The 24,974-nt window shown below is 63.9% G+C and carries 26 protein-coding genes; 15 read left to right on the top strand and 11 right to left on the bottom strand.

Annotated features, from left to right (window positions below):
• Position 1 precedes the first annotated feature (1 nt).
• A complete protein-coding gene (locus HMP06_RS17825; protein WP_197940710.1) occupies positions 2-985 on the bottom strand; it encodes a DNA/RNA non-specific endonuclease in 984 nt (327 codons plus the stop codon).
• A 193-nt stretch (positions 986-1,178) separates the two neighbouring features.
• On the opposite strand from HMP06_RS17825, the gene HMP06_RS17015 reads away from it, so the two are divergent.
• Entirely contained in the window at positions 1,179-1,736 is a 558-nt protein-coding gene (locus HMP06_RS17015; RefSeq protein WP_176498160.1) for a DUF3617 domain-containing protein, read from the top strand.
• Positions 1,737-1,739: 3 nt separating this feature from the next.
• Here the strand turns inward: HMP06_RS17015 and HMP06_RS17010 are convergent, their stop codons facing one another.
• From HMP06_RS17010 to HMP06_RS17000, 3 genes are all read right to left on the bottom strand, one after another.
• Positions 1,740-2,195 (bottom strand): hypothetical protein, encoded by a 456-nt coding sequence (locus HMP06_RS17010; RefSeq protein WP_176498159.1) that lies wholly within the window; start codon positions 2,193-2,195, stop codon positions 1,740-1,742.
• 80 nt (positions 2,196-2,275) lie between these two features.
• Positions 2,276-2,638 carry a hypothetical protein gene (locus tag HMP06_RS17005; protein WP_176498158.1) on the bottom strand — a complete coding sequence of 121 codons (363 nt, stop codon included), beginning with the start codon at positions 2,636-2,638 and terminating at the stop codon, positions 2,276-2,278.
• Positions 2,639-2,676: 38 nt separating this feature from the next.
• On the bottom strand, positions 2,677-4,200 hold the full coding sequence (locus HMP06_RS17000) for a fumarate hydratase (protein WP_176498157.1): 1,524 nt from the start codon (positions 4,198-4,200) through the stop codon (positions 2,677-2,679).
• 156 nt (positions 4,201-4,356) lie between these two features.
• Between HMP06_RS17000 and HMP06_RS16995 the strand changes: the two genes are divergently transcribed.
• Positions 4,357-7,008, top strand: a complete 2,652-nt coding sequence (locus HMP06_RS16995) for an EAL domain-containing protein (RefSeq protein WP_176498156.1) — start codon at positions 4,357-4,359, stop codon at positions 7,006-7,008.
• Positions 7,009-7,109: 101 nt separating this feature from the next.
• Here HMP06_RS16995 and HMP06_RS16990 read toward each other — a convergent pair whose 3' ends face one another.
• On the bottom strand, positions 7,110-7,736 hold the full coding sequence (locus HMP06_RS16990; protein WP_176498155.1) for a hypothetical protein: 627 nt from the start codon (positions 7,734-7,736) through the stop codon (positions 7,110-7,112).
• 123 nt (positions 7,737-7,859) lie between these two features.
• Here HMP06_RS16990 and HMP06_RS16985 point away from each other — a divergent pair, with 123 nt between their 5' ends.
• The 3 genes from HMP06_RS16985 to HMP06_RS16975 all read left to right on the top strand — a co-directional run bounded on the left by HMP06_RS16985 (position 7,860) and on the right by HMP06_RS16975 (position 12,400).
• Positions 7,860-8,516, top strand: coding sequence for a response regulator (locus tag HMP06_RS16985; RefSeq protein ID WP_176498154.1), 657 nt, complete (start codon positions 7,860-7,862; stop codon positions 8,514-8,516).
• A 142-nt stretch (positions 8,517-8,658) separates the two neighbouring features.
• Positions 8,659-10,032, top strand: a complete 1,374-nt coding sequence (locus tag HMP06_RS16980; protein WP_176498153.1) for a sensor histidine kinase — start codon at positions 8,659-8,661, stop codon at positions 10,030-10,032.
• A 427-nt stretch (positions 10,033-10,459) separates the two neighbouring features.
• Positions 10,460-12,400 carry a ribonucleoside-diphosphate reductase subunit alpha gene (locus HMP06_RS16975; RefSeq protein ID WP_176498152.1) on the top strand — a complete coding sequence of 647 codons (1,941 nt, stop codon included), beginning with the start codon at positions 10,460-10,462 and terminating at the stop codon, positions 12,398-12,400.
• A 79-nt stretch (positions 12,401-12,479) separates the two neighbouring features.
• Here HMP06_RS16975 and HMP06_RS16970 read toward each other — a convergent pair whose 3' ends face one another.
• A complete protein-coding gene (locus HMP06_RS16970; protein ID WP_176498151.1) occupies positions 12,480-12,740 on the bottom strand; it encodes a DUF2171 domain-containing protein in 261 nt (86 codons plus the stop codon).
• Between the two features lie 71 nt (positions 12,741-12,811).
• Between HMP06_RS16970 and HMP06_RS16965 the strand changes: the two genes are divergently transcribed.
• The 7 genes from HMP06_RS16965 to HMP06_RS16935 all read left to right on the top strand — a co-directional run bounded on the left by HMP06_RS16965 (position 12,812) and on the right by HMP06_RS16935 (position 17,219).
• The gene (locus tag HMP06_RS16965) at positions 12,812-13,111 is read left to right on the top strand and encodes a hypothetical protein (RefSeq protein WP_176498150.1); all 300 of its coding nucleotides are present in this window, start codon (positions 12,812-12,814) and stop codon (positions 13,109-13,111) included.
• On the top strand, positions 13,108-13,308 hold the full coding sequence (locus HMP06_RS16960) for a hypothetical protein (protein WP_176498149.1): 201 nt from the start codon (positions 13,108-13,110) through the stop codon (positions 13,306-13,308). Before HMP06_RS16965 ends, HMP06_RS16960 begins: the two co-directional genes overlap by 4 nt.
• Before the next feature lie 40 nt (positions 13,309-13,348).
• On the top strand, positions 13,349-13,561 hold the full coding sequence (locus HMP06_RS16955; protein WP_176498148.1) for a hypothetical protein: 213 nt from the start codon (positions 13,349-13,351) through the stop codon (positions 13,559-13,561).
• A gap of 39 nt (positions 13,562-13,600) precedes the next feature.
• Positions 13,601-14,659, top strand: coding sequence for a ribonucleotide-diphosphate reductase subunit beta (locus tag HMP06_RS16950; RefSeq protein ID WP_176498147.1), 1,059 nt, complete (start codon positions 13,601-13,603; stop codon positions 14,657-14,659).
• Positions 14,660-14,664: 5 nt separating this feature from the next.
• Complete coding sequence (locus tag HMP06_RS16945; protein ID WP_176498146.1) at positions 14,665-15,648, top strand: ParA family protein; 984 nt, start codon at positions 14,665-14,667, stop codon at positions 15,646-15,648.
• A 125-nt stretch (positions 15,649-15,773) separates the two neighbouring features.
• Positions 15,774-16,514 (top strand): SIR2 family NAD-dependent protein deacylase, encoded by a 741-nt coding sequence (locus HMP06_RS16940; RefSeq protein ID WP_176498145.1) that lies wholly within the window; start codon positions 15,774-15,776, stop codon positions 16,512-16,514.
• Between the two features lie 72 nt (positions 16,515-16,586).
• The gene (locus HMP06_RS16935; RefSeq protein ID WP_176498144.1) at positions 16,587-17,219 is read left to right on the top strand and encodes a hypothetical protein; all 633 of its coding nucleotides are present in this window, start codon (positions 16,587-16,589) and stop codon (positions 17,217-17,219) included.
• 264 nt (positions 17,220-17,483) lie between these two features.
• On the opposite strand, the gene HMP06_RS16930 is transcribed toward HMP06_RS16935, so the two are convergent.
• The 3 genes from HMP06_RS16930 to dxs all read right to left on the bottom strand — a co-directional run bounded on the left by HMP06_RS16930 (position 17,484) and on the right by dxs (position 20,692).
• Complete coding sequence (locus HMP06_RS16930) at positions 17,484-17,972, bottom strand: c-type cytochrome (RefSeq protein ID WP_176498143.1); 489 nt, start codon at positions 17,970-17,972, stop codon at positions 17,484-17,486.
• Between the two features lie 85 nt (positions 17,973-18,057).
• Positions 18,058-18,756, bottom strand: coding sequence for a DUF6629 family protein (locus tag HMP06_RS16925; protein WP_176498142.1), 699 nt, complete (start codon positions 18,754-18,756; stop codon positions 18,058-18,060).
• 10 nt (positions 18,757-18,766) lie between these two features.
• Positions 18,767-20,692, bottom strand: a complete 1,926-nt coding sequence (gene dxs, locus HMP06_RS16920) for a 1-deoxy-D-xylulose-5-phosphate synthase (protein WP_176498141.1) — start codon at positions 20,690-20,692, stop codon at positions 18,767-18,769.
• A 108-nt stretch (positions 20,693-20,800) separates the two neighbouring features.
• Here dxs and HMP06_RS16915 point away from each other — a divergent pair, with 108 nt between their 5' ends.
• Positions 20,801-21,340 carry a GNAT family N-acetyltransferase gene (locus HMP06_RS16915; protein WP_176498140.1) on the top strand — a complete coding sequence of 180 codons (540 nt, stop codon included), beginning with the start codon at positions 20,801-20,803 and terminating at the stop codon, positions 21,338-21,340.
• Between the two features lie 9 nt (positions 21,341-21,349).
• Here HMP06_RS16915 and HMP06_RS16910 read toward each other — a convergent pair whose 3' ends face one another.
• Positions 21,350-21,808, bottom strand: a complete 459-nt coding sequence (locus HMP06_RS16910; protein WP_176498139.1) for a Fur family transcriptional regulator — start codon at positions 21,806-21,808, stop codon at positions 21,350-21,352.
• A 65-nt stretch (positions 21,809-21,873) separates the two neighbouring features.
• Positions 21,874-22,266, bottom strand: coding sequence for a MerC domain-containing protein (locus tag HMP06_RS16905; RefSeq protein ID WP_176498138.1), 393 nt, complete (start codon positions 22,264-22,266; stop codon positions 21,874-21,876).
• 199 nt (positions 22,267-22,465) lie between these two features.
• On the opposite strand from HMP06_RS16905, the gene HMP06_RS16900 reads away from it, so the two are divergent.
• Together HMP06_RS16900 and HMP06_RS16895 are read left to right on the top strand one after the other, a co-directional pair.
• The gene (locus HMP06_RS16900; protein ID WP_176498614.1) at positions 22,466-23,848 is read left to right on the top strand and encodes a phospholipase D-like domain-containing protein; all 1,383 of its coding nucleotides are present in this window, start codon (positions 22,466-22,468) and stop codon (positions 23,846-23,848) included.
• A gap of 85 nt (positions 23,849-23,933) precedes the next feature.
• Positions 23,934-24,971 carry a COX15/CtaA family protein gene (locus tag HMP06_RS16895; protein ID WP_176498137.1) on the top strand — a complete coding sequence of 346 codons (1,038 nt, stop codon included), beginning with the start codon at positions 23,934-23,936 and terminating at the stop codon, positions 24,969-24,971.
• Positions 24,972-24,974 lie beyond the last annotated feature (3 nt).

Raw genomic sequence — 24,974 nt, 5'->3', positions numbered from 1 at the left:
ACTATTGGCCCTTTTTGCTGTTCGAGAACGCCCTAAAGCGTCGCTTACCGTTGTCATACCAAGTGACTTCAATCGCATACGGTCGCTTCGACGCGCCGCGATACTCGGGGACGATATCGACGTAAATGCGATGTCCAGCACGTTGCGCCCTCGCCCAGCGCTCTTCGAGCTGGCGATAAGCTCCCCGGTTGAAATTCGAGTCCTGGGCGAAATGGTTGAACGCGTCGCGTGGCCCATTGAAGCGAGCGGCAATATAATGGCCACCATCATCGCTAGGCAAACGATCCGTCCCGCCAGCCGCCGCCTGATTGCGGCGCGACCTTTTTGCTGCTGCATTGGATAGCTCCCCCTTTACCCGCCGCATCCTGTTGCCGTCATCAATCGCGTAATCATATCCATTGCGAATTTGGTGCCGATACGGGTCTCGCGTTGCTGCCACACCGGTAACCAGCGCGGTCAAATCCGGCGCTGGAGCAGCCTTCGGCGCGCGTGATTTCGGGGATGGGATCGCCAAAACGTCACCCGGCCTTAGCTTCGCATCCACCGACATCCTGTTGGCCGATGCCAGTTCCGCTGCGGTTAGGTGATGAGCCCGCGCCACAGAATTTATCGTGTCGCCGGGTTCCACGACCACGGGCTCCATCCTGGGATGCTTTCGCTTGAAGTCGGCAACCTCTTTTGGGTTGAGCCAATAGCCGTCGCCGCTCGCGCCGCCACCATCGCCGGAGCCGCCGCCACCGCCCGTAAAGGAATCGCCATCCCACTTCACGGGCTTAGGCGGCGCTTTCCCGGGGGTTGCGCGGGCATTTCTAGGCGCCGCCGCGTTGCCCACGCTACCTCCCGGTGCAAACGTAAAGCGCCCGTTTCTCGGATCGTGATACGGATTAAACTTGAGTTCGATCGGCGGGATCGTGACCCGCTTTCCCGTTCGCAAATAGATCGCAAACGCGGTGTCGCGCGATCCGCGCTGAAGCCCCTCTGACATGCCGACTCCCCTGCTCAAAGAGTAAGGAACGCTACCAGAAAGATGAGAACATTACAAGAACAGATTAATATTCCGCAAGTCGACCGCCCACCCGCTCCAATCGGAGATTGCTATAGCGCGCCAATCTTGGGAGGATCACCTCCAACAGGCCCGTCGCCCCCTCAGCGCCGCGCCACCCGGAGAGTTTCCCGCCATGTCCCTTCGCCACATCGCCATCCTCGCCCTCCCCCTTCTGGCCGTCGCCTGCGGGCCGGAGGCGCAGATCAAGCGCCAACCCGGCAGCTGGTCGCAAAAGGTCGAGATTCTGAAGCTTGAGGGCAAAGGCGCGACGCCCCAGACACAGGTACAAATGCAGAAGATGTTCGATGCGATGGCGGCGATGTCGGTCTGCGTCACTCCGGCCGCGGTGGAGCCAGAGGATCTCGGCAAGAACCTCGAGCAGATGGGCTCGCGCGGGCAGAACTGCACTTTCAGCAATCGCGACGCGACCGGCGTGACGATCGGGTTCGATGCGGTGTGCAAGCAAGCCGACGGCGGATCGATGAAGCTGACCGCGCGGGGCAGCAACGCCCCCACCGCGCAGGACATCACGATGACGATGGTCGGGACCGACGCCGCCGGAAAGGCGCAAGGCACGATGGAGATGCGCGTGCGCGCCAGCCGGAGCGGCGATTGCAAGCCGGGCGACATCACCCCGCCCGATCTGCCCCCCGGCCACCCGAGCGTGCCGGAGGCGGGACTGAAGCCCTGACGCCTAACCGACCCGTCGATACGCCACGCGCCACATCGTCCAGCCGATCAGCGCCGACACCAGCGCGAGGACCAGGCTTGTGGCGACGGCGCTCATCCAGCGGAACAGCAGCGTCTGCGGGTCGGTGACCGGCATGTCGAACAGGCCAAAGCCATAGGTCTGCCCGCCGAGGAAGAGTGCGAACCCGGCCAATGCCCCGACCGCGACGGCCGTACCCGGCCCGCGCAACTCCAGCGCATGGCATAGGATCCAGACCGGCCCGCCGATCGCGATCGCGGCCATCATCGTGATCAGCACGCCGATTACAAAACCGACGATCAGTCCGACCACGGCGATCCCGCTGCCGACGCCCACTAGGACGGCTGCGAAGGCGCCGCCCACCAGCCCCCCCGCGCCGAGTGCCAGCCCGGCACGGTCGAGCGATGCTTCGTAGGCCCGCAATCCCCCCTCAAGCGCCACGCCGATTCTCCCCGGCGCCGCATGTAGCATCGCGCGCGCGCCGCCCCAACCCCGCGCTGCGGCCCCCGCTACGGCCCCCGCTACGGCAGCGCGCGCGCCGCCGCGACCCTGTTGCGCGCGATTAGCGGCATGAGCGCGAAGAGCAGCTGCCCCAGCAGCCCGATCGCGCCCGGAAGATGCATCTGCGCCTCGAACCAGCTGGCAAGGCTCGTCCCGAACACCAGCAGCGACAGCGAGCTTTCGGCAAGCATCAGCAGGGCAAAGGCGATCGCCCCGATCCCCAGCGCGCGTCCGCGCGTCAGGTCCCGGTCACGGACCACAATCGCGCGGGCTGCGACGAAGCTGACGACCAGGATCAGCGGCACTTCGATCACCACCGCCATCGTCGCGCCGACCGCAGCCGTCAGCCACAATGTCCTGATCGTGCCCAATGCAAACGCCACGGCAAAGACGATCGCGAAATAGCGAAGGCCCGCGGCGATCATACGCCCGCCAGCAACCCCTCGCGCGCGATCTTTTCCTTCCACACCAGCGGCGCGAGCTGGTGGACGTTGGCACCCGATGAATCGACCGCCACCGTCACCGGGAAATCGACCACGTCGAATTCGTAGATCGCCTCCATGCCGAGATCGGCAAAGCCGACGACCTTCGATCCCTTGATCGCGCGCGCGACCAGATACGCCGCCCCGCCGACCGCCATCAGATAGGCCGATTTGCCCTCGGCGATTGCCTTGGTCGCATCGGGCCCGCGCTCGGCCTTGCCGACCATCGCGAGCAAGCCTTGGCCCAGCATCATCCGCGTGAACGAATCCATCCGCGTCGCCGTCGTCGGTCCCGCTGGTCCCACAACCTCATCGCCGACCGGGTCGACCGGGCCGACGTAATAAATCACGCGGCCGGCAAAATCGACCGGCAGCGGCTCGCCCGCATCGAGCATGTCCTTGATGCGCTTATGCGCGGCATCGCGGCCGGTCAGCATCTTGCCGCTGAGCAACAGCCGGTCGCCTTGCTTCCAGCCCTGCACGTCGGCCGGCGTCAGCGTGTCGAGATCGACGCGGATCGCGGCGCTGTCGGGCTGCCAATCGACCTTGGGCCACTCGTCCAGCTTGGGCGCATCGAGGAAAGCGGGGCCAGAGCCGTCGAGCACGAAATGCGCGTGGCGCGTGGCGGCACAATTCGGGATCATCGCGACCGGCTTGCCCGCCGCGTGGCACGGCGAATCCTTGATCTTTACATCGAGGATCGTCGACAGCCCGCCCAAGCCTTGCGCGCCGATGCCGAGCGCATTGACGCGATCGAAAATCTCGATCCGCAACGCCTCGATATCCGTCTTCGCGCCGCGCGCCTTCAGCGGCCCCATGTCGATCGGCTCCATCAACGCTTGCTTGGCCAGCAGCACGCACTGCTCCGCCGTCCCGCCAATCCCGATCCCGAGCATACCGGGCGGACACCAGCCCGCCCCCATTTGCGGCAGCATCTCGACCACCCAGTCGACGATTGAATCCGACGGATTCATCATTTTGAACTTCGACTTGTTCTCGCTGCCGCCGCCCTTTGCCGCGACATCGACCGAGACCTTCGCACCCGGCACCATTTCCACGTGCAGCACGCACGGCGTGTTGTCCTTGGTGTTGCGCCGGGTGAACGCCGGGTCCGCCAGCACCGAGGCACGCAGCTTGTTGTCGGGGTTGAGATAGGCGCGGCGCACGCCCTCATCGACCACGTCCTGCAAGGGCCGGTCGGTGTCGTCGAGCCGACAGTCCATGCCCCATTTGAGGAAGACGTTGACGATCCCGGTGTCCTGGCAAATCGGGCGGTGCCCCTCGGCGCACATCCGGCTGTTGGTCAGGATCTGCGCGATCGCGTCCTTCGCGGCGGGGCCTTGCTCGGCCTCATACGCAGCACCGAGCGCGTGGATATAGTCCATCGGGTGATAGTAACTGATGAATTGCAGCGCGTCGGCGACGCTCTCGATCAGATCGGCTTGGCGGATGATAGTCGTCATGAAGCGGCTTTCGGTGCTGGTATCTCCCGCACCCTCTATGCGCCCACGCCGCCGTCGCCAAGGTTTCCGCGATGCGTACCATACGCGTTATCCTTATCGCGCGTTTACCACATGCCGCAGGGAGTTTGGCAAGGTTCACCCGCTAGCCAAGATTCGATGCGATCCCGTTTCAATCCGATAAAGGCAATCGCCGCTGCGCTGGCCGCGTTTCGCGCCGATCTTATCCCCGGCTCGCGCGCACCGGAAAGCCACCGCGACACGCTTGGCATTCAGGTGCGCCAACTGGCCGCGATCTGGCCGCTCGCGTTCGTCGTCGCGGTTGCGGCACCCGCCATCGTCTGGTGGTCCTCGCGCGCGGCAGGCTTGGCCGGACTGATGAACGCCGCGTTGCTGTGGGGGGGCGTTGTCGCGGGGCTGGGACTGGTCCTGCTGATGACTGTGGGGTTGCCGCCAGCGCGGCGATGGTCGCCTTATGTCCATGTCCGGATCGCGACGCTCGTCGGCAGCGGCATCGCGGCGGCCTTGCTCGCCTTGTTGTACGCGACCGTTGGCACAATGTCCGGCGCGTTCAACCTGATCAGCTTCGTCGCGGTGTTCGGCGCAATCGTCGTGACGATCATTGCGCTGCATCCGGTGCGCGCGGCAACGATCGGCTTCGCGCTCGGCCTGGTCGGCGTGCTCGGTCTGCGCGACGGGTTCGGCGCGCCGCTCGGGATCGGGTTGTGCTTCATGCTGTGCCTGACGGTCACCACCTATCGGCTTGTCGTGTTCGATCGCCGCGCGGGCACGCGGCGCGACGTGGAATATGCGCAAGGGCGCATGGCCACGCGCCTGGTCGCCGAATTCGAAGCGCATTCCAACGGCTGGTTCTGGCAGACCGATGCCAACGGCCACATCACCTATCTTACCGCAAAGGTCGCAAACGAACTCGATCTGCCCGATGCGCCCGCGATCGGCGCGCCGCTCACCACCCTGTTCCGGATGGACAGCGCCACGCCCGAGACGGAACGCACGCTCGCCTTCCACTTGGCGTCGCGCACGGCCTTCTCCAATTATTCCGTGCGCCCGGCGAGCATCGCCAAGCTCGACCGCTGGTGGTCGATTTCCGGACGCCCGGTGATCGATGATTTCGGCCATTTCCTCGGGTTCGTCGGCAGCGGCAGCGATTTGACCGAACGCCGCCGTGCCGATGCCGAGATCACGCGCCTCGCCTTGTTCGACGGGCTGACCGGCCTCGCCAACCGTCAGCGCCTGCGCTTGTCGCTCGATCAGACGCTCGCGCAACGGCTTGTACAGCCGGGACATTTGCGCACCTCGGCGCTGTTCCTGCTCGATCTCGACCGGTTCAAGGCGGTCAACGACACGCTCGGCCATCAGACCGGCGACACGCTGTTGAAGCAAGTCGCACAACGCCTGCAGCGCACCATCGGCGAGGCGGGGCTGGTCGGGCGCATCGGCGGCGACGAGTTTCAGGTGATCCTGCCGGCCATGGCGGACCGCGAGAAACTGGGCGACCTCGCGCGCCGCGTGATCTTCGACCTTTCGCAACCCTATAGCATCGACGGATCGGCGATCAGCATCGGCTGCTCGATCGGCGTCGCTTTGTCGCCCGACGACGGTGCCGATGCCGAAACGCTGGTCCGCAATGCCGATCTCGCGCTGTATGCCGCAAAGGGCGACGGGCGCGGTATCCACCGCTTCTTCCGCGACGAATTGCTGGTCGGCGCACAAAGCCGCAAGCAGCTCGAGGACGATCTGCGCGATGCGCTGGGCGGCAACCAATTTCACATCGCCTATCAGGCGGTCGTCAGCACGCGCTCCGAACGGATCGTCGGCTACGAAGCGTTGCTGCGCTGGGAACATCCGACGCGCGGGCTGGTCAGCCCGGCAGATTTCATCCCCGTCGCCGAGGATTGCGGGCTGATCGAGGCGATCGGCGAATGGGTCCTGCGCACCGCCTGCCTCGAAGCGGCAACATGGCCCAACGACGTCCGCGTCGCGATCAATGTGTCGCCAATCCAGTTTGCCAATCCCGCGCTTCCGGCGCTGGTCACCTCGGCGCTGGCAAAATCGGGGATCGCGCCGCACAGGCTCGAGCTCGAAATCACCGAAGGCGTGTTCGTCGACGAAACCGCCGCGACCGAGCAGATGTTCAAGACGCTCAAGGGCTGTGGCGTACGCCTCTCGCTAGACGATTTCGGGACCGGCTATTCCTCGCTCGGCTATTTGAAAAAGGCACCGTTCGACAAGATCAAGATCGACCAGAGCTTCGTCAAGGGTGCGACGATCGCCGGCAATCGCAATGCCGCAATCATCAAGGCGATCGTCAGCCTGGCCGATACGCTCGGCATGGAAACGACCGCCGAGGGCGTCGAGAATCACGACGAAATCGCGCTGATCCGCGAACTCGGCTGCAGCCACATCCAGGGCTATGTCTACGGTAAGCCCGCGCGCGCGCCCGACGTGTTGATGCAATTGTCGGCGGCAGGCGGTCTGGCGACCGCGACCGGATACCGCGTCAGCCGGTCGCCGCGCACTGCGATGCTGCGCACCGCCCGCATCCAATCGGGCGACGTCGTCGGCGAAGTCCGCATCCGCAACATCTCCGCGACCGGTGCGATGATCGACGGGATCGATGTCGAGGATGGCACGGGCGAACTCGACGTGCTGATCGAGTTGCTCGAGGATCAAATGTTCCCGGCGCGTTTGCGCTGGGCGGCGGACGGCAAGGCCGGCCTCGAATTCGCCGAGACCTTCAACATGGAACGCCTCGCCACCGCACCGGCGCCGATGCGGAAAACCGGATAGGGTGCGCCGCAAGATTTAGGGCCACCTAAATCGCGCCTTGGGCGCACCCCGGCCGGTGCGGCTGGCAGCCGCATCCGACAACGCGGCTTTGCCGCGGCGCTTTAGCCCGCGCTGTTTCCCGTCACCGCAACCGCTGGCGGCGGGGGCGGCGCATCCGCATCATCCAACCCACCGTCGGGTCCACCATCAAACCCCCGATCGGGCCCACGCCCCTCCGGACCACCCGGCCCGCCATGCGGCCCGTGCCGCCCCTCACGTCCGCCCGGACCACCACGTGGCAGAGCCATCGGGTGCAGCGCCGTCACTTTCCCATCCGCGCCAACCAGAAACGCGGCGTGGATCGTGCCGCCCTGGAAACGGCCTTGCACGCTCACCGTCTGCCCGACACGCACCAGCGGCGACGCATCGGCCATGAAGCCGCGATGCCGCCCAGCCTCGACCAGCGCGCGCCCGCTGCCATCGGCCAGGATGAAGGCGCGCCCGTAAACTTCGGCCACCTTGCCGCGCACCGTGACGATCGAATCGCCCTCGCTCAGCCCCTTGATCGCGACGGGCGTCGCCGGGGCCATTTCGATCGATGGACCGCTCATCTGCGCGACGGTCGCGCCGCCGCCGACCCCGACCGCGAGCAAGGCGGTGGCGACCAAAGCCGCCTGCACGGAAAAGCGACGCGGGCGCTTGGTCTCGCCTTCGGGGGCGGCGTTCGGGCCTTCGATTGGGTCGGTCATTGTCTGTACTCCTGCTTGGTTGGTGTTGCCCTTTCTACGCGTCGGCCCCACCACCCCGCTGAACCCGCCGGTTCAGGCCCGGTTTAGCGTTACGGCCTAGCAACCGGATCAAAGGACACACCCATGCGCATCCTGCTGGTCGAGGACGACACCGCGCTCGCCGACGGCATCGCCAAGGCGCTTCGCGCCGAGAATTTCGCAGTCGACGTGGCGGCGAATGGCGAGGATGGCGCGCATCTCGGCGATACCGGCAGCTATGATGCGGCGGTGCTCGATCTCGGCCTGCCGATCAAATCGGGCATCACCGTGCTGGAGGAATGGCGCGCCGCCGGGCGCGCGCTGCCCGTGCTGATCCTCACCGCACGCGACGGCTGGTCGGAAAAGGTCGCAGGGTTCCGCGCCGGGGCCGACGATTATCTGACCAAGCCGTTCCGCGTCGAGGAACTCGTCATGCGGCTGCGCGCGCTGGTCCGCCGCGCGACCGGCAATGCCGCGGCGCGCATTCAGTGCGGCCCGGTGTCGTTCGATGCGCAAACGGGGCAAGTCGAACTCGACGGACTCCCCTTGCGCCTCACCGCGCTCGAATGGCGCGTGCTGACGACGCTGATGCTGCGCAAGGGCGTGGTGGTCGACCGGCTCGATCTGCTGGACCATGTCTATGAAGGCGATGCCGACCCCGATTCCAATTCGCTCGAAGTGATCGTCGGGCGCTTGCGCAAGAAGATCGGCGCGGAGCGGATCGAGACGGTGCGCGGGCGCGGCTATCGGGTGGTGGGGTGAGCGGCCTCAACCCCTTAGCTCCACCCCGGCGAACGCCGGGGCCCAGTCGCGCAGCAGCAGTTTGGAACCGCTGCGCCCAATTTCTCAAGGCTCTCAACTGGGCCCCGGCGTTCGCCGGGGTGGAGCTTACAGGCGAGAGCGCATGACAACCCTCCTCCCCCGCTCGCTCTACGGTCGCCTGCTCGTCACCGCGCTGATCGCGACGCTCGCCGCGCTCGCCTTCGCCGCCGTCACGATCGGCGCGGTGCTCGATCGCTTCGTGATGCGCGGGCTGGACGATCGGCTCGACGCGCAGATCGCGGTGCTCGCCCAAGCCGTCCGCCCCGACGGCGCGATCGACCGCAGCCGCCTGATCCTCGCCGCACCCTATGACGATCCGCGCGGCGGCTGGGGCTGGCGGATCAATGCGGGCGGCCGCACCATCGCCTCGCCCGCCAAGCCCGATCTGAATGCGATGGAAGAACGCCCGCGCTTTCCGGACGGCCCACCCTTCGCGCGACACCACCGCGACGGCCGGGATCCGCAAGCGCTCGATTGGCGCGACCGCGACGGTCCGCGCCACGCGCGCAGCCTGATGCTCGCCACGCCCGCCGGTCCCGTCCGCATCACCGCCTCGGCCCCGCGCGCGATCGTCGACCGACCGTTGCGCGCGGCGATGATGCCGCTGCTCGGCTCGCTGCTTCTGCTCGGGGCCGCGCTCACCATCGCCACGCTGGTCCAGCTTCGCATCGGCCTGCGCCCGCTGAAAACAATGCGCGAGAGCCTCGCCGCGATCCGCGCAGGTAAAGCCAAGGCGCTCCCCGAAAACCAGCCAAGCGAACTCTTACCCCTCGCGACCGAAATCAACGCGCTGCTCGCCGAAAACGCCGCGGCACTCGCCAATGCGCGCGGTCATGTCGCCAATCTCGCGCACGGCCTCAAAACCCCGCTCGCCACGCTCGCACTCGCGCTCCCGCCACACGACCCGGACGGGCTCTTGCGCGAACAGGTCGAGCGGATCGATCGCGCCGTGCGCCACCATCTTGGCCGCGCCCGCGCCGCCACCCCCGGCGGGGCGATGCGCGTCGCCACGCCGCTCACCCCGGTGCTTGCCGATCTGACCAACGCGCTCGGCCGCATCCATGCGGATCGCGGCGTCACCGCCAGCGTCGAGATCGCGCCCGATTTGACCGTGGCGGTCGATCGCCAGGATCTCGACGAGCTGATCGGCAATCTGCTCGACAACGCCTGGCGCTGGGCTGCGCACCGAATCACCGTCACCGCGCACCCCGCGACCGACGCGCGCTTCGTCCGCCTGACGATCGCCGATGACGGCAAAGGTATCCCCCCCGAGGCCCGCGCCGCCGCGCTTGCCGCCGGGCAGCGACTCGACGAACGCGGCGACGGCCACGGCTTCGGCCTGTCGATCGCGCAGGAACTCGCGACGCTCTACGGCGGCACGCTGACGCTCGAATCAGCACCGCTCGGGGGCCTCGCCGTGATCGTCACCCTGCCCTGCCCACCCGCGATGCCGTGATCATCGGTCGTGTGAAAAAAAAGTCACGTTCCCGCTTCGGTCTCTTGCGTTTCGCGCATGTCAGCTTCGACCGCGCGTCGCGCCCTATGCCCGCTTTGGGCGTGCGTTGAGCTGAATCAAAATAGCGACGAACTGAGTCGCTAATCTGTCATTTACCGACTTGCTTCGTTGGTCGATCCGGCACAATCTGTAGGGGTTGAGTTCGGGGGCGAACCCAAGAGCTAGTAGCGCAAAGCCTGCAACCCCATATTGCAGAGACGTCCTTCCCTGTGTTTTCGACACAGGACGGGCTTATTTTGTTCTCGTGCGGTCGCCCGGAAATGATAGCATGGGGGTTCGTCCCCCGATTCGAACGGACCGGGAACGCCCCATGGTGAAATGGCAGCGCTCCGGTCCATCAAGTGACTGGAAGACGAAGGCGATGACGATGGATTTTCGGGACAGCAGGGAAGCGAATACGGACATGGCCACCGATGCGATCGAGGCGCTGACGACCAGCGCAGCCACCCCGGCAAGCGACACCAGCGGCGCGAAACGCACGCTCGCCGCGCGGAGTGACTCCAAGGAAGTCCATGCGCAGCTTTATCCCGTCGAGGTCGATCATTCGCGCGACGCGCTGCTGACCGAATTCGGCAAGGACACGCTCAAAGACCGCTATCTGCTGCCCGGCGAAACCTTTCAGGATCTGTTCGTGCGCGTCGCCTCGGCCTATGCCGATGATGCCGGCCACGCGCAGCGGCTCTACAGCTATATCTCGCGCCTGTGGTTCATGCCCGCCACGCCCGTCCTGTCGAACGGCGGCACCGGACGCGGCCTGCCGATCTCCTGCTTCCTCAATTCGGTGCCCGACAGCCTCAACGGCATCGTCGACACCTGGAACGAGAATGTCTGGCTGGCGTCGCGCGGCGGCGGGATCGGCACCTATTGGGGCAACGTCCGCGGCATCGGCGAGCCGGTCGGCCTCAACGGCAAGACCAGCGGCATCATCCCGTTCGTGCGCGTGATGGATTCGCTGACGCTCGCGATCAGCCAAGGCTCGCTGCGCCGTGGTTCGGCCGCGGTCTACCTCGACGTGTCGCACCCCGAGATCGAGGAATTCCTCGAAATCCGCAAACCCTCGGGCGATTTCAACCGCAAGGCGCTCAATCTGCACCACGGCGTGTTGCTGACCGATGCCTTCATGGAGGCGGTGCGCGCAGGCGAAGAGTGGACGTTGACCAGCCCCAAGGACGGCTCGGCGCGCGCCACCGTCGATGCGCGTTCGCTCTTCCAGAAGCTGGTCGAAACCCGCCTCGCCACCGGCGAGCCGTACATCATCTTCTCGGATCATGTGAACAAGGCGATGCCCAAGCATCACCGCGATCTCGGCCTCAAGGTCTCGACCTCGAACCTGTGCAGCGAGATCACGCTGCCGACCGGCAAGGATCACCTCGGCAACGAGCGCACGGCGGTGTGCTGCCTGTCCTCGCTCAACCTCGAGACGTGGGACGAGTGGAAGGACGAAAAGGGCTTCATCGAGGACGTGATGCGTTTCCTCGACAACGTCCTGCAGGATTTCATCGACCGTGCCGAACCCGGCATGGAGCAAGCCGCTTACTCGGCAATGCGCGAGCGGTCGGTCGGCCTCGGTGTGATGGGCTTCCACTCCTTCCTGCAGGCGCGCGGCCTGCCGTTCGAAGGCGCGATGGCCAAGTCGTGGAACCTGCGCATGTTCAAGCACATCAAGGGCCAAGTCGATGAAGCGTCGATGCACCTCGCGACCGAGCGCGGCCCCTGCCCCGATGCCGCCGACATGGGCGTGATGGAGCGCTTCAGCTGCAAGATGGCGATCGCACCGACCGCGTCGATCAGCATCATCTGCGGCGGCACGTCGGCGTGCATCGAGCCGATCCCCGCCAACATCTACACCCACAAGACGCTGTCGGGCAGCTTCTCGATCAAGAATCCCTATCTCGAAAAACTGCTGATCGAGAAATCGAAGAACAGCGACGCGGTGTGGAATTCGATCCTCGAACAAGGCGGCTCGGTCCAGCATCTCGACTTCCTCAGCACCGAGGAGAAGGATTGCTACAAGACCAGCTTCGAGATCGACCAGCGCTGGCTAATCGAGCTCCAGGCCGACCGCACGCCCTATATCGACCAGGCGACCTCGCTGAACCTGTTCATCCCCGCCGATGTCGAGAAGTGGGACTTGCTCATGCTCCACTTCCGCGCGTGGGAATTGGGCATCAAGTCGCTTTACTATCTCCGCTCCAAATCGGTGCAACGCGCCGGGTTCGCCGGTGGGGTCGAGGCCGACAATACGATCGAAAAGCCGCAATTCGACATCGAAGTGAAGAATTACGATGAATGCCTTGCTTGCCAGTGAGGCAAGACAGCTGACGCAAAAAGCCCCGGCGCGCACGCTGCGCACCGGGGCTTCGAAACACGCGTCGTGCGCGGACGGCTTATTTTTCTTCTTCGAACGTCACCGCCACGTCGGCGTTGGCGGAAAGGCGCACCGTGCCGTTCTCGACATCGGCGACCAGGCCGAGCGGGATGAAATGGTGATGCCCCTCATGCGCGCTATGCCCTTCGTTGATGAGCGCGCCCGAATCCTTCTTGGTCAGCTTGATGCGGCCACCCTGGACATGGTCGACGGTGCCGACATGGACGCCGTCGGCGCCGATGACTTCGGCATGTTCTTTAATCTGCGATGCGTCGACCATGTGCGTAGCTCCTGCGTTATAGTTGCTCATTCCAAACGCGCGTCCCGCGCGTTGGATGCAAGGAGCCTCGCATGATTCGATCGATCCGCACAGCGATTGTGCTTACAGGCGCAGCGCTGCTCGCCGCCTGCGCGCAGCAGGTGCCGAGCGCCGTCGCGCCCGCGGCACCCGGTTTCCTGCTCGGCCTGTGGCACGGTTTCATCTTCCCGGTCGCCTGGGTGCTGTCGCTGTTCATGCCCGATGTCGCGGTCTACGCCGTCCCCAACAATGGCGGCTGGTACGATTTCGGCTTCTTCATCGGCGTCGTTTTCCTCGGCGTCGGCTCGCACCGCAGCAAGACCGTGTACGTCAACCGCACGGTGCGGCGATGACCTATTCGATCGCGATCATGTACGGCGTTGCGGTGCTGTTCGCCGTGATCGGCACGACGCTGCTGCTGCTGCTGATCCGCCAGACCAGCGAGGCCAAGACCTACGCCTTCCGCATGGTCGGCATCATGGCGCTGTCGCTGGGCATCGTGCTGGCGATGAGTGCCACCGCGATGTGGCGCTGGAGCTTGGCGGCATGAACGATTTTGCCGATATCCCTCGGCCGTGGAGTGAGACCCTTTGACCAATGCCTTTGATCTGTTCGGCGTCATCATTGCGCTCAATATCATCTATTTCGGTTGGGTAATCGGCTTCGTCGCCGGTTCGCCCAAGGGGCTGTCGGTGGGCAAATCCCCGCCGCCCGCCAAATCGCCCGAACGCCGCTACCTTGGCATCGGCATGATCGTGCTGGGCCTCGCCTATGCCGCTTTCAGCCTCTCGCGTTTGCTCTGATCCACCCCCCTTTTTCATCCGTCACTTCAGGAAATCCCCATGTCCCTCACCGAAGCCCGCAAGCAGTACAAGCCGTTCGAATACCCCTGGGCGTTCGATTTCTGGAAGCGCCAGCAGCAGATCCACTGGATGCCCGAGGAAGTGCCGCTGGGCGAGGATTGCCGCGACTGGGCGCAAAAGCTGTCCGACCACGAGCGCAATCTGCTCACGCAGATCTTCCGCTTCTTCACCCAGGCCGATGTCGAGGTGCAGGATTGCTATCACGAAAAATACGGCCGCATCTTCAAGCCGACCGAGATCAAGATGATGCTGGCGGCGTTCAGCAACATGGAGACGGTGCACATCGCCGCCTACAGCCATTTGCTCGACACGATCGGCATGCCCGAGAGCGAATATGGCGCCTTCCTCGAATATAGCGAGATGAAGGACAAGCACGACTATCTGCAGAATTTCGGCGTCGATTCCGATGAGGACATCGCCAAGACGCTCGCCATGTTCGGCGGCTTTACCGAGGGGCTGCAGCTCTTCGCCAGCTTCGCGATGCTGATGAACTTCCCGCGTTTCAACAAGATGAAGGGCATGGGGCAAATCGTCACCTGGTCGATCCGCGACGAGAGCCTGCACTGCGAAGGCATCATCAAGCTGTTCCACACCTTCGTGCGCGAACGCGATTGCTTCACCAAAGCGGTGAAATCCGACATTCGCGAAATGTGCCAGCACACCGTCCACCTCGAGGACAATTTCATCGACCTCGCCTTCGAAATGGGCCCGGTCAACGGCATGACCGCGAAGGAAATCAAGAAATACGTCCGCTTCACCGCCGATTGGCGGCTCGGCCAGCTCGGCCTCAAGCCGATCTTCATGATCGACGAACACCCGCTGCCGTGGCTCGCGCCGATGCTCAATGGCGTCGAGCACGCCAACTTCTTCGAACAGCGCGCGACGGAATATTCGAAGGCCGCAACGCGCGGGAATTGGAACGAAGTGTGGGACGGGTTCGACAAGCGGCAGAAGGCTAAGGCTGGGCCTGCGGCGAATGAGGACCTGACGGCGAGCGAGGGGGATATGTTCTCGCGGGCTGGTGTGGCAGCGGAGTAGATTATATGAAAGCGATTTGCTTCTTCACTAACAAGGGCGGAGTTGGCAAGACCACCTTGCTTTGCAATCTTGCGGCGTACCTGGCCAATGTGGAGGGAAAAAAGATTGCTGTTGTAGACGCAGATCCACAAGCAAACGCTACACAATATATGTTCCCCGAGGAATTTCTCGAAGAAGTATACGACCTAGACGCCGCAGAGACAGTATACGACTATGTTCGACCTGTTACACAGGGTAAGGGCTTCCGATCCACTCTACACGTCGAACACTCGACCACATTTGGAGTTGATGTAGTACTAGGCGATCCTCGTTTGGCGCTGGTCGAGGATTTCCTAGCCGCAGATTGGGGCGCGTCAGGGGTTCGCTCGCTACGTTCGACATATGTTTTCCGGCAGATGTTAACCAATCTACAGGAATATGATTTTGTTTTTTTCGACATGGGACCGTCGCTCGGGTCAATTAACAGAGCGGCTTTAATCGCAAGCGACTTTTTCATAATCCCCATATCAATCGACATATTTAGCGTGCGCGCGGTAACTAATATCTCTGAGTGGCTCTCAAATTGGGTTAAGCTGCTAAACCAGAAACTAGAGTTTATTGACGACCCTGACGACATAGAGGTCGCGGATATAGAACTTCGGTTACGTTTGCTTGGACATGTTAATCAACAATATACGGCGAAGCGTAATTCAAGGGGCGAGCGTCGCGCCGTTAAGGCTTACGAACGGATTATGCGAAGCATCCCAAAAGCGATCGCGAAAAGCAAGCTGATGCAAACTAGCCCCGAGCCCATTAATGGATATGAATTGGGAGAGATTCCTAATTTGCACAGTCTTATCCCCATGTCACAATTTAACCATAAGCCAATATTCGCCCTAAAAAGTGCTGACGGAGTAGTCGGCGCGCATTTTACCAAGGTGGCCGAGTCCAAGGAAATCTTTGAAGCTATCGCCAATATTTTCTTGGCCAACATCGACGAGCTTTCGTGATACTGTGGCCAGATAAGCTACTACACGACGTCGCGCGACGGCGTTGTGTGGCCTTCCTAGGTGCCGGCGTTTCTAGGCGGGCTATATCGCCCGATGGCCGCCGGCCTCCCTTATGGAAAGAGTTTTTGGAGCAGTCGCTAGATAGATGCACAAATCCGAAAGCCGAAATACGGCGACTTATAAAAGGCGGCGATTATTTAAGCGCGTGTCAGCTTATTAAATCAAGACTCGGACCTGCTTCTTGGCATGACGTTCTAGAACATTTTTTCCTTAATCCTAATTATGCGCCAGACGATATTCATCAGACAATATTTGATCTCGATCTCCCGATAGTTGCCACTACCAATATTGATAGTATTTATGACAGATTTTTGAGCGCAAACTATAACGCGGCGACAATTATAAAGCCTTACCACGACGATTCTATTGGTCGATATGTAAAGGGTGATGCGAGTACACGTTTAGTCATAAAGGTGCATGGCTCAGTTGACAACTTAGAAGGGACGGTTTTTACTAGACAAGAATACGCAAATGCTCGTTCTAAGCATGCTGGTTTCTACGACCTTTTGTCATCTCTCATCTCGACTCAGACATTTTTGTTTTTGGGATATAGCTTGGCTGATCCTGACATAAATCTTATACTAGAGGATAATGCCCGAAGGTTTAAGTCACCTCGGCCTCACTATCTGCTGACCTCGGATCGAGCGACACCGGACATGGTTCGTCTCTTCGAGGAGAACTATTCTATAAAGATCTTGCAATACAGCCCGTTAAAAGATCATGAGGAGTTAGTTTCTTCTTTACGTGGCTTGGCTTCTTCCGCCGCATCCGCGCGTTCACATATGGCGGCTAGCCTAATATGGTAGCCTAACTAACCCTGTCCTACACGAACCAAACCGGTTAAATGGTCGCGCTCCTACAACCAAGGAGCAAGTCCCATGTTCAGTGACGATCAAATCGCCGACCATCCCTACCCCGACATGCTGATTAACTTGAACGAAGCCGAGGAGAAAATCGCGGCGGCGGATGCCGCCAAGCGGCGCGCCAATTATGAGGCCGTCGAGCTCGCGCGCCGCCGCATCAGCGGGTGGACGGCCGAGCGGCAGCGGACGTTCCTCGCCGCGCTCGCGGATACTGGCTGCGTCTCGATCGCGGCGGAGGCGGCGGACATCACCCCGCGCTCATGCTACCGGCTGCGCCGCCATCCCAAGGGCACTGCCTTTGCCAAGGCGTGGGACGATGCGTTGCTGGTCGCGACCGGGCGGCTCGTCGCGATCGCGTTCGAACGCGCGATCGTCGGCACTCCGCGCGAGATTTGGCGCGGCGGCAAGCTGATCGCCGAGATGTCGATCCCGTCGGACAAGATGCTGACGTTCATGCTGCAACGCCTGCTGCCGCTCATCTACGGCCAGACCGGCCCCGGCAACGGCACGGTCGAGGCGCAGATCGCGCACGCCCGCGCCGCGTTGCCCACCACGCTCGGCGCGCTGAGCGATGTCGACGAGGAAAGCCCCGACGCGCTCGTCCCCGATGACTACAAGCCCCTGCCGCCGCGCGATGAAGGTGCCTGAAGCGGGGGGCACCTGAGGGTGCCGGCGGGCGCTGGGTCGCCGATGGTGCGACGCGTGCGACTTTAGCGCCCGCGCACAACCCTGCGATGGTGTGACTCGTGTGACTTTAAGGCGGGGCACCCCGCCGCGGCAAAGCCGCGTCCGGGAACCCCACAAAGTAATACTTTGTGGGGCCCCGGCCGTCGGTCGCGGCTGCTGGCCGCGCCGGCCGGCGGGTGCGCTGGGGGCGCGATTTAGCTGGCGCTAAATCTTGCGCGCACCCGCTCACCCCGCCTTGGGCGGCGGCGCGCGATACGCCGTGTGACACGCCCCGCAGGTCTTGCCCACTGCATCCACCTGCGCGGTGAACCCCGCCGTGTCGCCCGCCTTGGCCAAATCGGCGAGCTTGTCGGCGGCGGCGGCATAGTCGGCGGCCTTGGCGGCGAAGCCCGCGCGGTCGGTCCAGACATTGGGGAGCGCCTCGCTCGGCGCGACGTTGCTGCCGGTCGGGAACATGCCGGGGATCGCGCGCGCCCATCCGGCAAGCGCGCGGGCTTGTCCGGCCACCTTGGTCAGATCATCGCCGCGCGCCGCCGCCGCCTTCAAATTCCCCAGGATGCCACCCGACAGGCGGAACGCGGCGCGGCGGCCCTGCACGATGTCGCTCGCAGGCGTGCTCGCCACCGGCATCACGGCGGGCGCGCTCTGGGCAAACGCTGCAACGCCGCCCCCGGCGATCAGCAACGCGGGGAGGATCAGGATCGCTAGGCGCATGGCGGCTTCCTTCAGCTGGAAAGCGCTCAGGCTAACCCCGAAAAGCGCGCCCCGCAATCACGCACGCGTCGCATCGATCACGCCGTCACCCCCGGAGCCACGACAAGACAAACGGCCGCCGCGGCGCGCTCGTCCCGTTGGGCGTCGCGACGTCGATGTCCTGCCGGTTGAACTGCCGATACAGCACCACGCTCAGCACCGCGGCATAGAAGCACCACACCGAGGCGAAGGCATAGCCCTTCACGACATGCACGATCGTCAGCCCGATCACGTTGAGCACCCCATAGCCGCGCACCACGCGGTGCGTCGACAGCAACAGCGCGCCGCACGTCGCCAGGATGTAGAGCAGCGACACCCACATCTGGCTGGTGATCGGGTTGCTATAGGCAATCGAATGCTGCTCGATCGCCGCGCAGGTCGGCGCGACGACCAGACCGGCCATGTCCCACGCGAACACCACCGCGCCCACGCCGCACAACGCCAGGATCGCCCGTCGCCGCCACCCCGGCGGTTCCATCAACACCACCGCGACCGGCATCAGCAGCGGCAGGATCCCGATCGCGTAGAGCGTGAAGAGGAACACCGTGTGATCGACCGCAATGGCCCCCAGCCGCCCCTCAAGCGCGAGCCACACCATCCCCTCGGAAAACTGGTGCGCTGCGAACAGCAACGGTACGCACGCGAACAGCAGAGCGCGCGGCTCGCGCACATGCCGCAGCGTCGCCACGCCGACCACCGCGAGCGCGCCCGCGGCAGTGAAACTGGCGGTGGCGGAAAAGCACATCGTCGGGCCCTCAGGCCCGCGCACCCTCCGCGACCGCACCCGAATTGTGGCGCAGCGCCTTCAGCACCGTCTCGACGATCGCATCGGCGTCCAGCCCGGCCTGCGCATATTGCACTTCGGGCTTGTCCTGATCCTGGAAGATGTCGGGCAAGCGCAGCGTGCGCAGCTTCAGGCCAGCATCGATCAAGCCGTCGTCCGACGCGAAGGTCAGCACGTGCGCGCCGAGGCCACCGACCGCGGCCTCCTCGATCGTGACCGCCACTTCATGCGTCGTCAGCAGCTTGCGGATCAGATCCTCGTCGAGCGGCTTAGCGAAGCGCAGATCGGCGACGGTCGTGCTGAGCCCCTTGGCCTCGAGCACTTCTGCCGCCCGCATCGCCTCGCCCAGCCGCGTGCCGAGCGACAGGATCGCCACCTTATGGCCTTGCTTTACGATCCGCCCCTTGCCGATCTCGAGCTGCTGCGCTTCCGCGGGCAGCTCGACCCCGGTGCCATTGCCGCGCGGATAGCGGATCGCGATCGGCCCGCTATCGTGCAGCACGGCGGTGTGCGTCATGTGGACCAGCTCGGCTTCGTCGGCCGGCGCCATCACCACCATGTTGGGCAGGGTGGCGAGATAGGTCACGTCGAATGACCCGGCATGCGTCGCGCCGTCCGCGCCGACCAGGCCCGCACGATCGATCGCAAAGCGCACCGGGAGGTTCTGGATGCAGACGTCATGCACGACCTGATCGTACGCGCGCTGCAGGAAGGTCGAATAGATCGCGCAGAACGGCCGCATCCCCTCGGCGGCCAAACCGGCCGCGAAGGTGACCGCGTGCTGTTCGGCAATGCCGACGTCGAAGAAGCGCTCGGGATGCGCCTTGCTGAACGCATCGAGCCCGGTGCCCGACGGCATCGCCGCGGTGATCGCGCAGATCGTCGGGTCGGTCTCCGCTTCCTTGGAAAGCTGCGCGCCGAACACGTTCTGGTACTGCGGCGGCCCCGGGGGTGCCTTGCTCTGCACGCCCGAAATGACGTCGAATTTCTGCACGCCGTGATATTTGTCCGCCGCCGCCTCGGCCGGGCCATAGCCCTTGCCCTTCTTGGTCACGACATGGACCAGGATCGGACCTTCCTCGGCATCGCGGACGTTTTCGAGCACCGGGATCAACTGGTCGAGATTATGCCCGTCGATCGGCCCGACATAATAAAAGCCGAGCTCTTCGAACAGCGTACCGCCCATCGCGATGCCGCGGGCGAACTCGTCGGTCTTGCGCATCCCAGCCGCGATCGGCTTGGGCAAATGCTTGGCGAGCTTGCGCGCCAGATCGCGGAAGCCCAGGAATTCGCGGCTCGACACGATCCGGCTGAGATAGGCCGAGAGTCCACCAACCGGCGGTGCGATCGACATGTCATTGTCGTTCAAAATGACGACCAGCCGGTTGCCCGCCTGTGCGGCGTTGTTCATCGCCTCATACGCCATGCCCGCCGACATCGCGCCGTCGCCGATCACCGCGATGCCCTTGCCGGGCTTGCCCGCAATCTTGTTGGCGATGGCAAAGCCAAGGCTGGCCGAGATCGAGGTCGACGAATGCGCCGCGCCGAACGGATCGTACTCGCTCTCGCTGCGCTTGGTGAAGCCCGACAGCCCCCCGCCCATGCGCAGCGTACGGATGCGGTCACGCCGTCCGGTCAGAATCTTGTGCGGGTAGCATTGATGCCCGACGTCCCAGACGAGTTTGTCGTTGGGCGTGTTGAACACATAATGGATCGCGACGGTCAGTTCGACCACGCCGAGCCCCGACCCGAGGTGGCCCCCGGTCACGCCGACCGCGGCGATCGTCTCCTGCCGCAGCTCGTCGGCAAGCTGCCGCAACTGCGTCGGCGCGAGCGCGCGAAGATCGGAGGGGAGCTGGACCGTGTCGAGCAACGGCGTTTGAAGAGCGTCAACCATCGGACCTGTTTAGCGCCGCTCCGTGGCCGTGTCGATTGTCCGATCGCGGCGCCTTCGGGACACCACATTTTCTTGACGGATGATGCATCGGCGCACCACATATGGGCCATGCCCGGCCTCACCTATCGCCTCGCGACCGAGGCCGACATCCCCGCGATCTCCACGCTGATGGATCGCGCGATCGATTCGCTGCAAAGTGCCTATCTCTCGCCCGACGAGGTCGCCGCGAGCCGGTTGAGCATGGGCCTCGATACGCAATTGATAGCCGACCGCACCTATTTTCTGGTCGAGCAGGCCGGCGCGCCGGTCGGCTGTGGCGGATGGAGCTACCGCGCGACGCTGTATGGCGGCGATCACAGCGCAGCGCAGCGCGATGCCCGCACGCTAGATCCGGTGAGCGACGCTGCCCGCATCCGCGCCATGTACACCGATCCGATCTATGTCCGCCGCGGGGTCGGGCGGCTCGTGCTCGCGCTGTGCGAGGATGCCGCACGCGCGGCGGGCTTCCGCCGGGTCGAGATGATGGCGACACTGGCCGGCGAGCCGCTGTATCTCGCCTGCGGTTATCTGCCGATCGAGCGCGTCTCGAAGATGGCCGAAAGCGGCCCGCCCGTACCTGGCGTCCGGATGGGCAAGGATTTGCTCTGAGCGCTTAGCTCAATCGCACGTCGCACATTTGCCGCGCACTTCGATCACCGGGCGCACCGGCAAGAAGCCCGCCGCTTCCGCCGCCGAGCGCACACCCTTGGTAATGCGATCATCGTCGAGATGCGTCGTCTGCCCGCACGTGTCGCAGACCAGGAAGATGCAGTCGTGCAGGCAATCGGGATGGGCGTTGGCGATATAGGCGTTCGAACTCTCCACCCGCCGCGCCAGGTTCGCGCCAACGAACAGGTCGAGAATGCGGTACACGCTGTTGGCAGCGACGCGGCGACCTTCGGACTTGGAGACCGCCTCGGCAATGTCATAGGCAGAGGCTGGCTTGTCGAACCCGGCGAGCGCCGCAAAGATGTTGGCACGCATCGTGGTCCATTGCTCGCCTGATTTTTCGAGCGTTGCCTGTGCCGCAGTAGCGAGATCGGCGCCTTGCGGCTCGTGATGATGATGCGCTGCCATCCCGCAGAGATAGGCTTTCGCAGCCCGCCCCGCAATGCGCCGATTCGGCGCAACGCTTCGGGTGCCTAGTTGGAGGCGCGCCGATTGAGATCGTGGCCGAGCGCCAGGATTGCGACGCCGACCAGCGTCCACACCGTCTCCATGCCGGATCCGTCATGCGGCAGCGAAATCGCCCCCGCCATCGTGCCCAGGCCAGCCGACCCGACCACCGCCGGCATCATATAGCCATGCGCGAAGATCCCCCGCCCCAGCGCCAGCACGCCGAACCCGATCGCGATCGTCAGGCCGATTTCATGGAACAAGGGATTGAGCAGCAACCCACCCGCGGTCGAGGCGAGCGCAATGAACACCGAACTGGCGATGCAATGCACGACGCACAGCCCCGACAGGCCGATCGCCATATTGTCGAAGCGCTGCTCGATCCACTGGATCGCCGGGGTATGGGCAAGACTCGTCATGCTGTGCGCCATGTGGCACGCCAGGAGACAAGTTACAACATATCATCTTGGGTATTTTTTGGGTCGTTTGGTGTCCGATGCCGCGCTATGCGTCATCCCGCAGCCTCGGCTCGAGGCCAAAGCGTCCCGTGCGGCGGCAGGAGAAAGACAGTTGGCGCTGAACCCTGAACATTTCTGGCGGACGGCGCGTGCGACGCAGATGAGCGTGATCGTCGATGCCGATGCTTATTTCAGCAATGCGCGATCGGCGATGCTCAAGGCCAAGCGGCGGATCATGTTGATAGGATGGGATTTCGACGCGCGGATAGAACTGGTCGGCGGCGACCGCCTGCCCGATGAACCGACTACGGTCGGCCGCTTCATCTACTGGCTGGTCGAACGCAACCCGGAGCTGGAAATTTTCCTGCTGCGCTGGGATGTCGGCGCGCTGAAAACCTTTTTGCGCGGCTCGAATATTGGAACGATCGCAAAATGGATGCGCCATCCGCGCATCCACACCAAGCTGGACGCCTTCCACCCGGTCGGGGCCTCGCATCACCAGAAGATCGTCGTAATCGATGACTGTCTCGCTTTCTGTGGCGGCATCGACATGACCAGCGAGCGCTGGGACACGCGTGATCACCATGATGAAGAGCCGCGCCGGGTGAATCCCGGGGGCAAGCCGTACAAGCCGTGGCACGACGCCACCACGGCGTTGCAGGGTCCGATTGCGGGCGCGCTTGGAGAATTGGCGCGCGACCGCTGGGCGCGTGCAGGTGGCCATTCGCTCGATCCGGTGCAGGCGCAAACGGAATGCTGGCCCGAGGACCTGCAGCCGGATTTCCACGATGTCGAGGTCGGTATCGCCACGACTCGGCCGGAAATGCCAGAATGCCCGCCGGTGCGAGAGATCGGAGCGCTTTTCGTGGCGCAGATCGCGGCCGCCAAACACAGCATCTACGCCGAGAGCCAATATTTCGCCTCGCGTCGGATCGCGGAGGCAATCGCTGCGCGACTCGCCGAGCCGGATTGCCCGGAGATCGTCATCATCAATCCCGTAACGGCGCAGGGCTGGCTCGAGCCGGTGGCGATGGACACGGCGCGCGCCCGGCTCGTGGCTGCGCTCAGGCGCCGCGACACACACGGTCGCCTGAAAATCTATCATCCCTTCACCGCACAAGGCACGCCAATCTACGTCCACGCTAAGGTGATGATCATCGACGGACAGATGTTGCGGATCGGATCGGCCAATATGAACAACCGCTCGCTGGGCCTCGATACCGAATGCGATGTGACGATCGATGCCGGCGCGGAGGGTGCCACCGCGATCCGGGCGATCCGGGATGGTCTGATCGCCGAACATCTCGGGTGCCCGGTGAATCAGGTCGCGCGCGAAATCGACGCGCGCGGTTCGATTATCGCGACGATCGAGGCGTTGCGAGGCACGGGCCGCTCGCTACGGCCCTATGAAATCCCGGACCTGAGCGCGATCGAGAAATGGCTCGCCGATAATGAGGTACTAGACCCCGAGAGTCCGTCGGAAATGTTCGAGGTGACGGCCAAGACGGGCTTGTTCCGGCGGCTCCGCCATCCTTGGGGCTGACCGCTGCCGCTCGCACGCTGCTTTGCCCCTATACCGCACAAATCCTCAATCGACGTGGGCCTGACGGAGGCGTAAAGGAGGCGTCATGCTCCAAGCATCCACGCTCCCAACCCGCCTCCGGCCGCGCACGCTGTCGAACTGGCTGTTTTTCGTCGCTGCGCTCGTCGTTGCGATGGTCATCATCGGCGGCATCACGCGGTTGACCGAATCGGGACTGTCGATCACGCAGTGGAAACCGATCAGCGGGATCATCCCGCCGCTGACCGGCGCGCAATGGCAGGCCGAGTTCGACAATTATAAGAAAATCCCTGAATATCAACAGCTCAACCGCGGCATGACGATGGCTGGGTTCCAGGCGATCTTCTTCTGGGAATATGTCCATCGCTTGCTCGGCCGCGTCGTTGGCGCGGCCTATCTGCTGCCGCTCCTCGCCTTCTGGGCGGCAAGGCGGATCCCGCGCGGCTATGTGCCGCGGCTGTTCGCGCTCGTCGCCTTGGTGTGTTTCCAGGGGGCGATCGGGTGGTGGATGGTGTCGTCGGGCCTCGCAAAGCGTACCGATGTCAGCCACGTAAGGCTCGCCGTCCACCTCGTTACCGCGCTCACGCTGCTCGCGGGCACGGTGTGGACCGCGCTCGACCTGCGCGATCTCGCCGCCAACCGGCTGGCCAACCCGGCGCGGCTGCGTGCCTTCGCGGCCACTGCGCTCGTCCTGCTGTTCGTGCAGATCATGTTCGGCGCGTTCACCGCGGGACTCGATGCGGGGTACGCCTTTTCAAGCTGGCCGCTGATGGGCGACGAAATCTTCCCGGCAGCGACGCCGATGACCGATCCGCTGTGGCGCAACGCGGTGGATAACCCTGTCGCTGTGCAATTCATCCACCGCTGGCTCGCCTTCGTCGCGGCGGCGGGAGTCGTGTGGCTCGGGCTTAAGGCGATCCGCGCTGGCGCCCCGCTGGTCGGTTGGTCTCTGATTGTCCTCGTCGCTGCGCAGATCGTGCTTGGCATTGCGACATTGCTGAGCGGTGTCGAGATCGTCGTCGCGGTCGCGCATCAGGCGAACGCCGCGCTCACGCTGATCGTAGCGACGGCGGCGGCGCATGCAGTGAGCCGCCGCGCCGCGTGAATC

The sequence above is a fragment of the Sphingomonas sp. HMP6 genome (assembly GCF_013374095.1).
GTDB lineage: Bacteria > Pseudomonadota > Alphaproteobacteria > Sphingomonadales > Sphingomonadaceae > Sphingomonas.
Note: the sequence above shows the minus strand (reverse complement) of the source record. Positions and strands in the feature narration are given on the sequence as shown.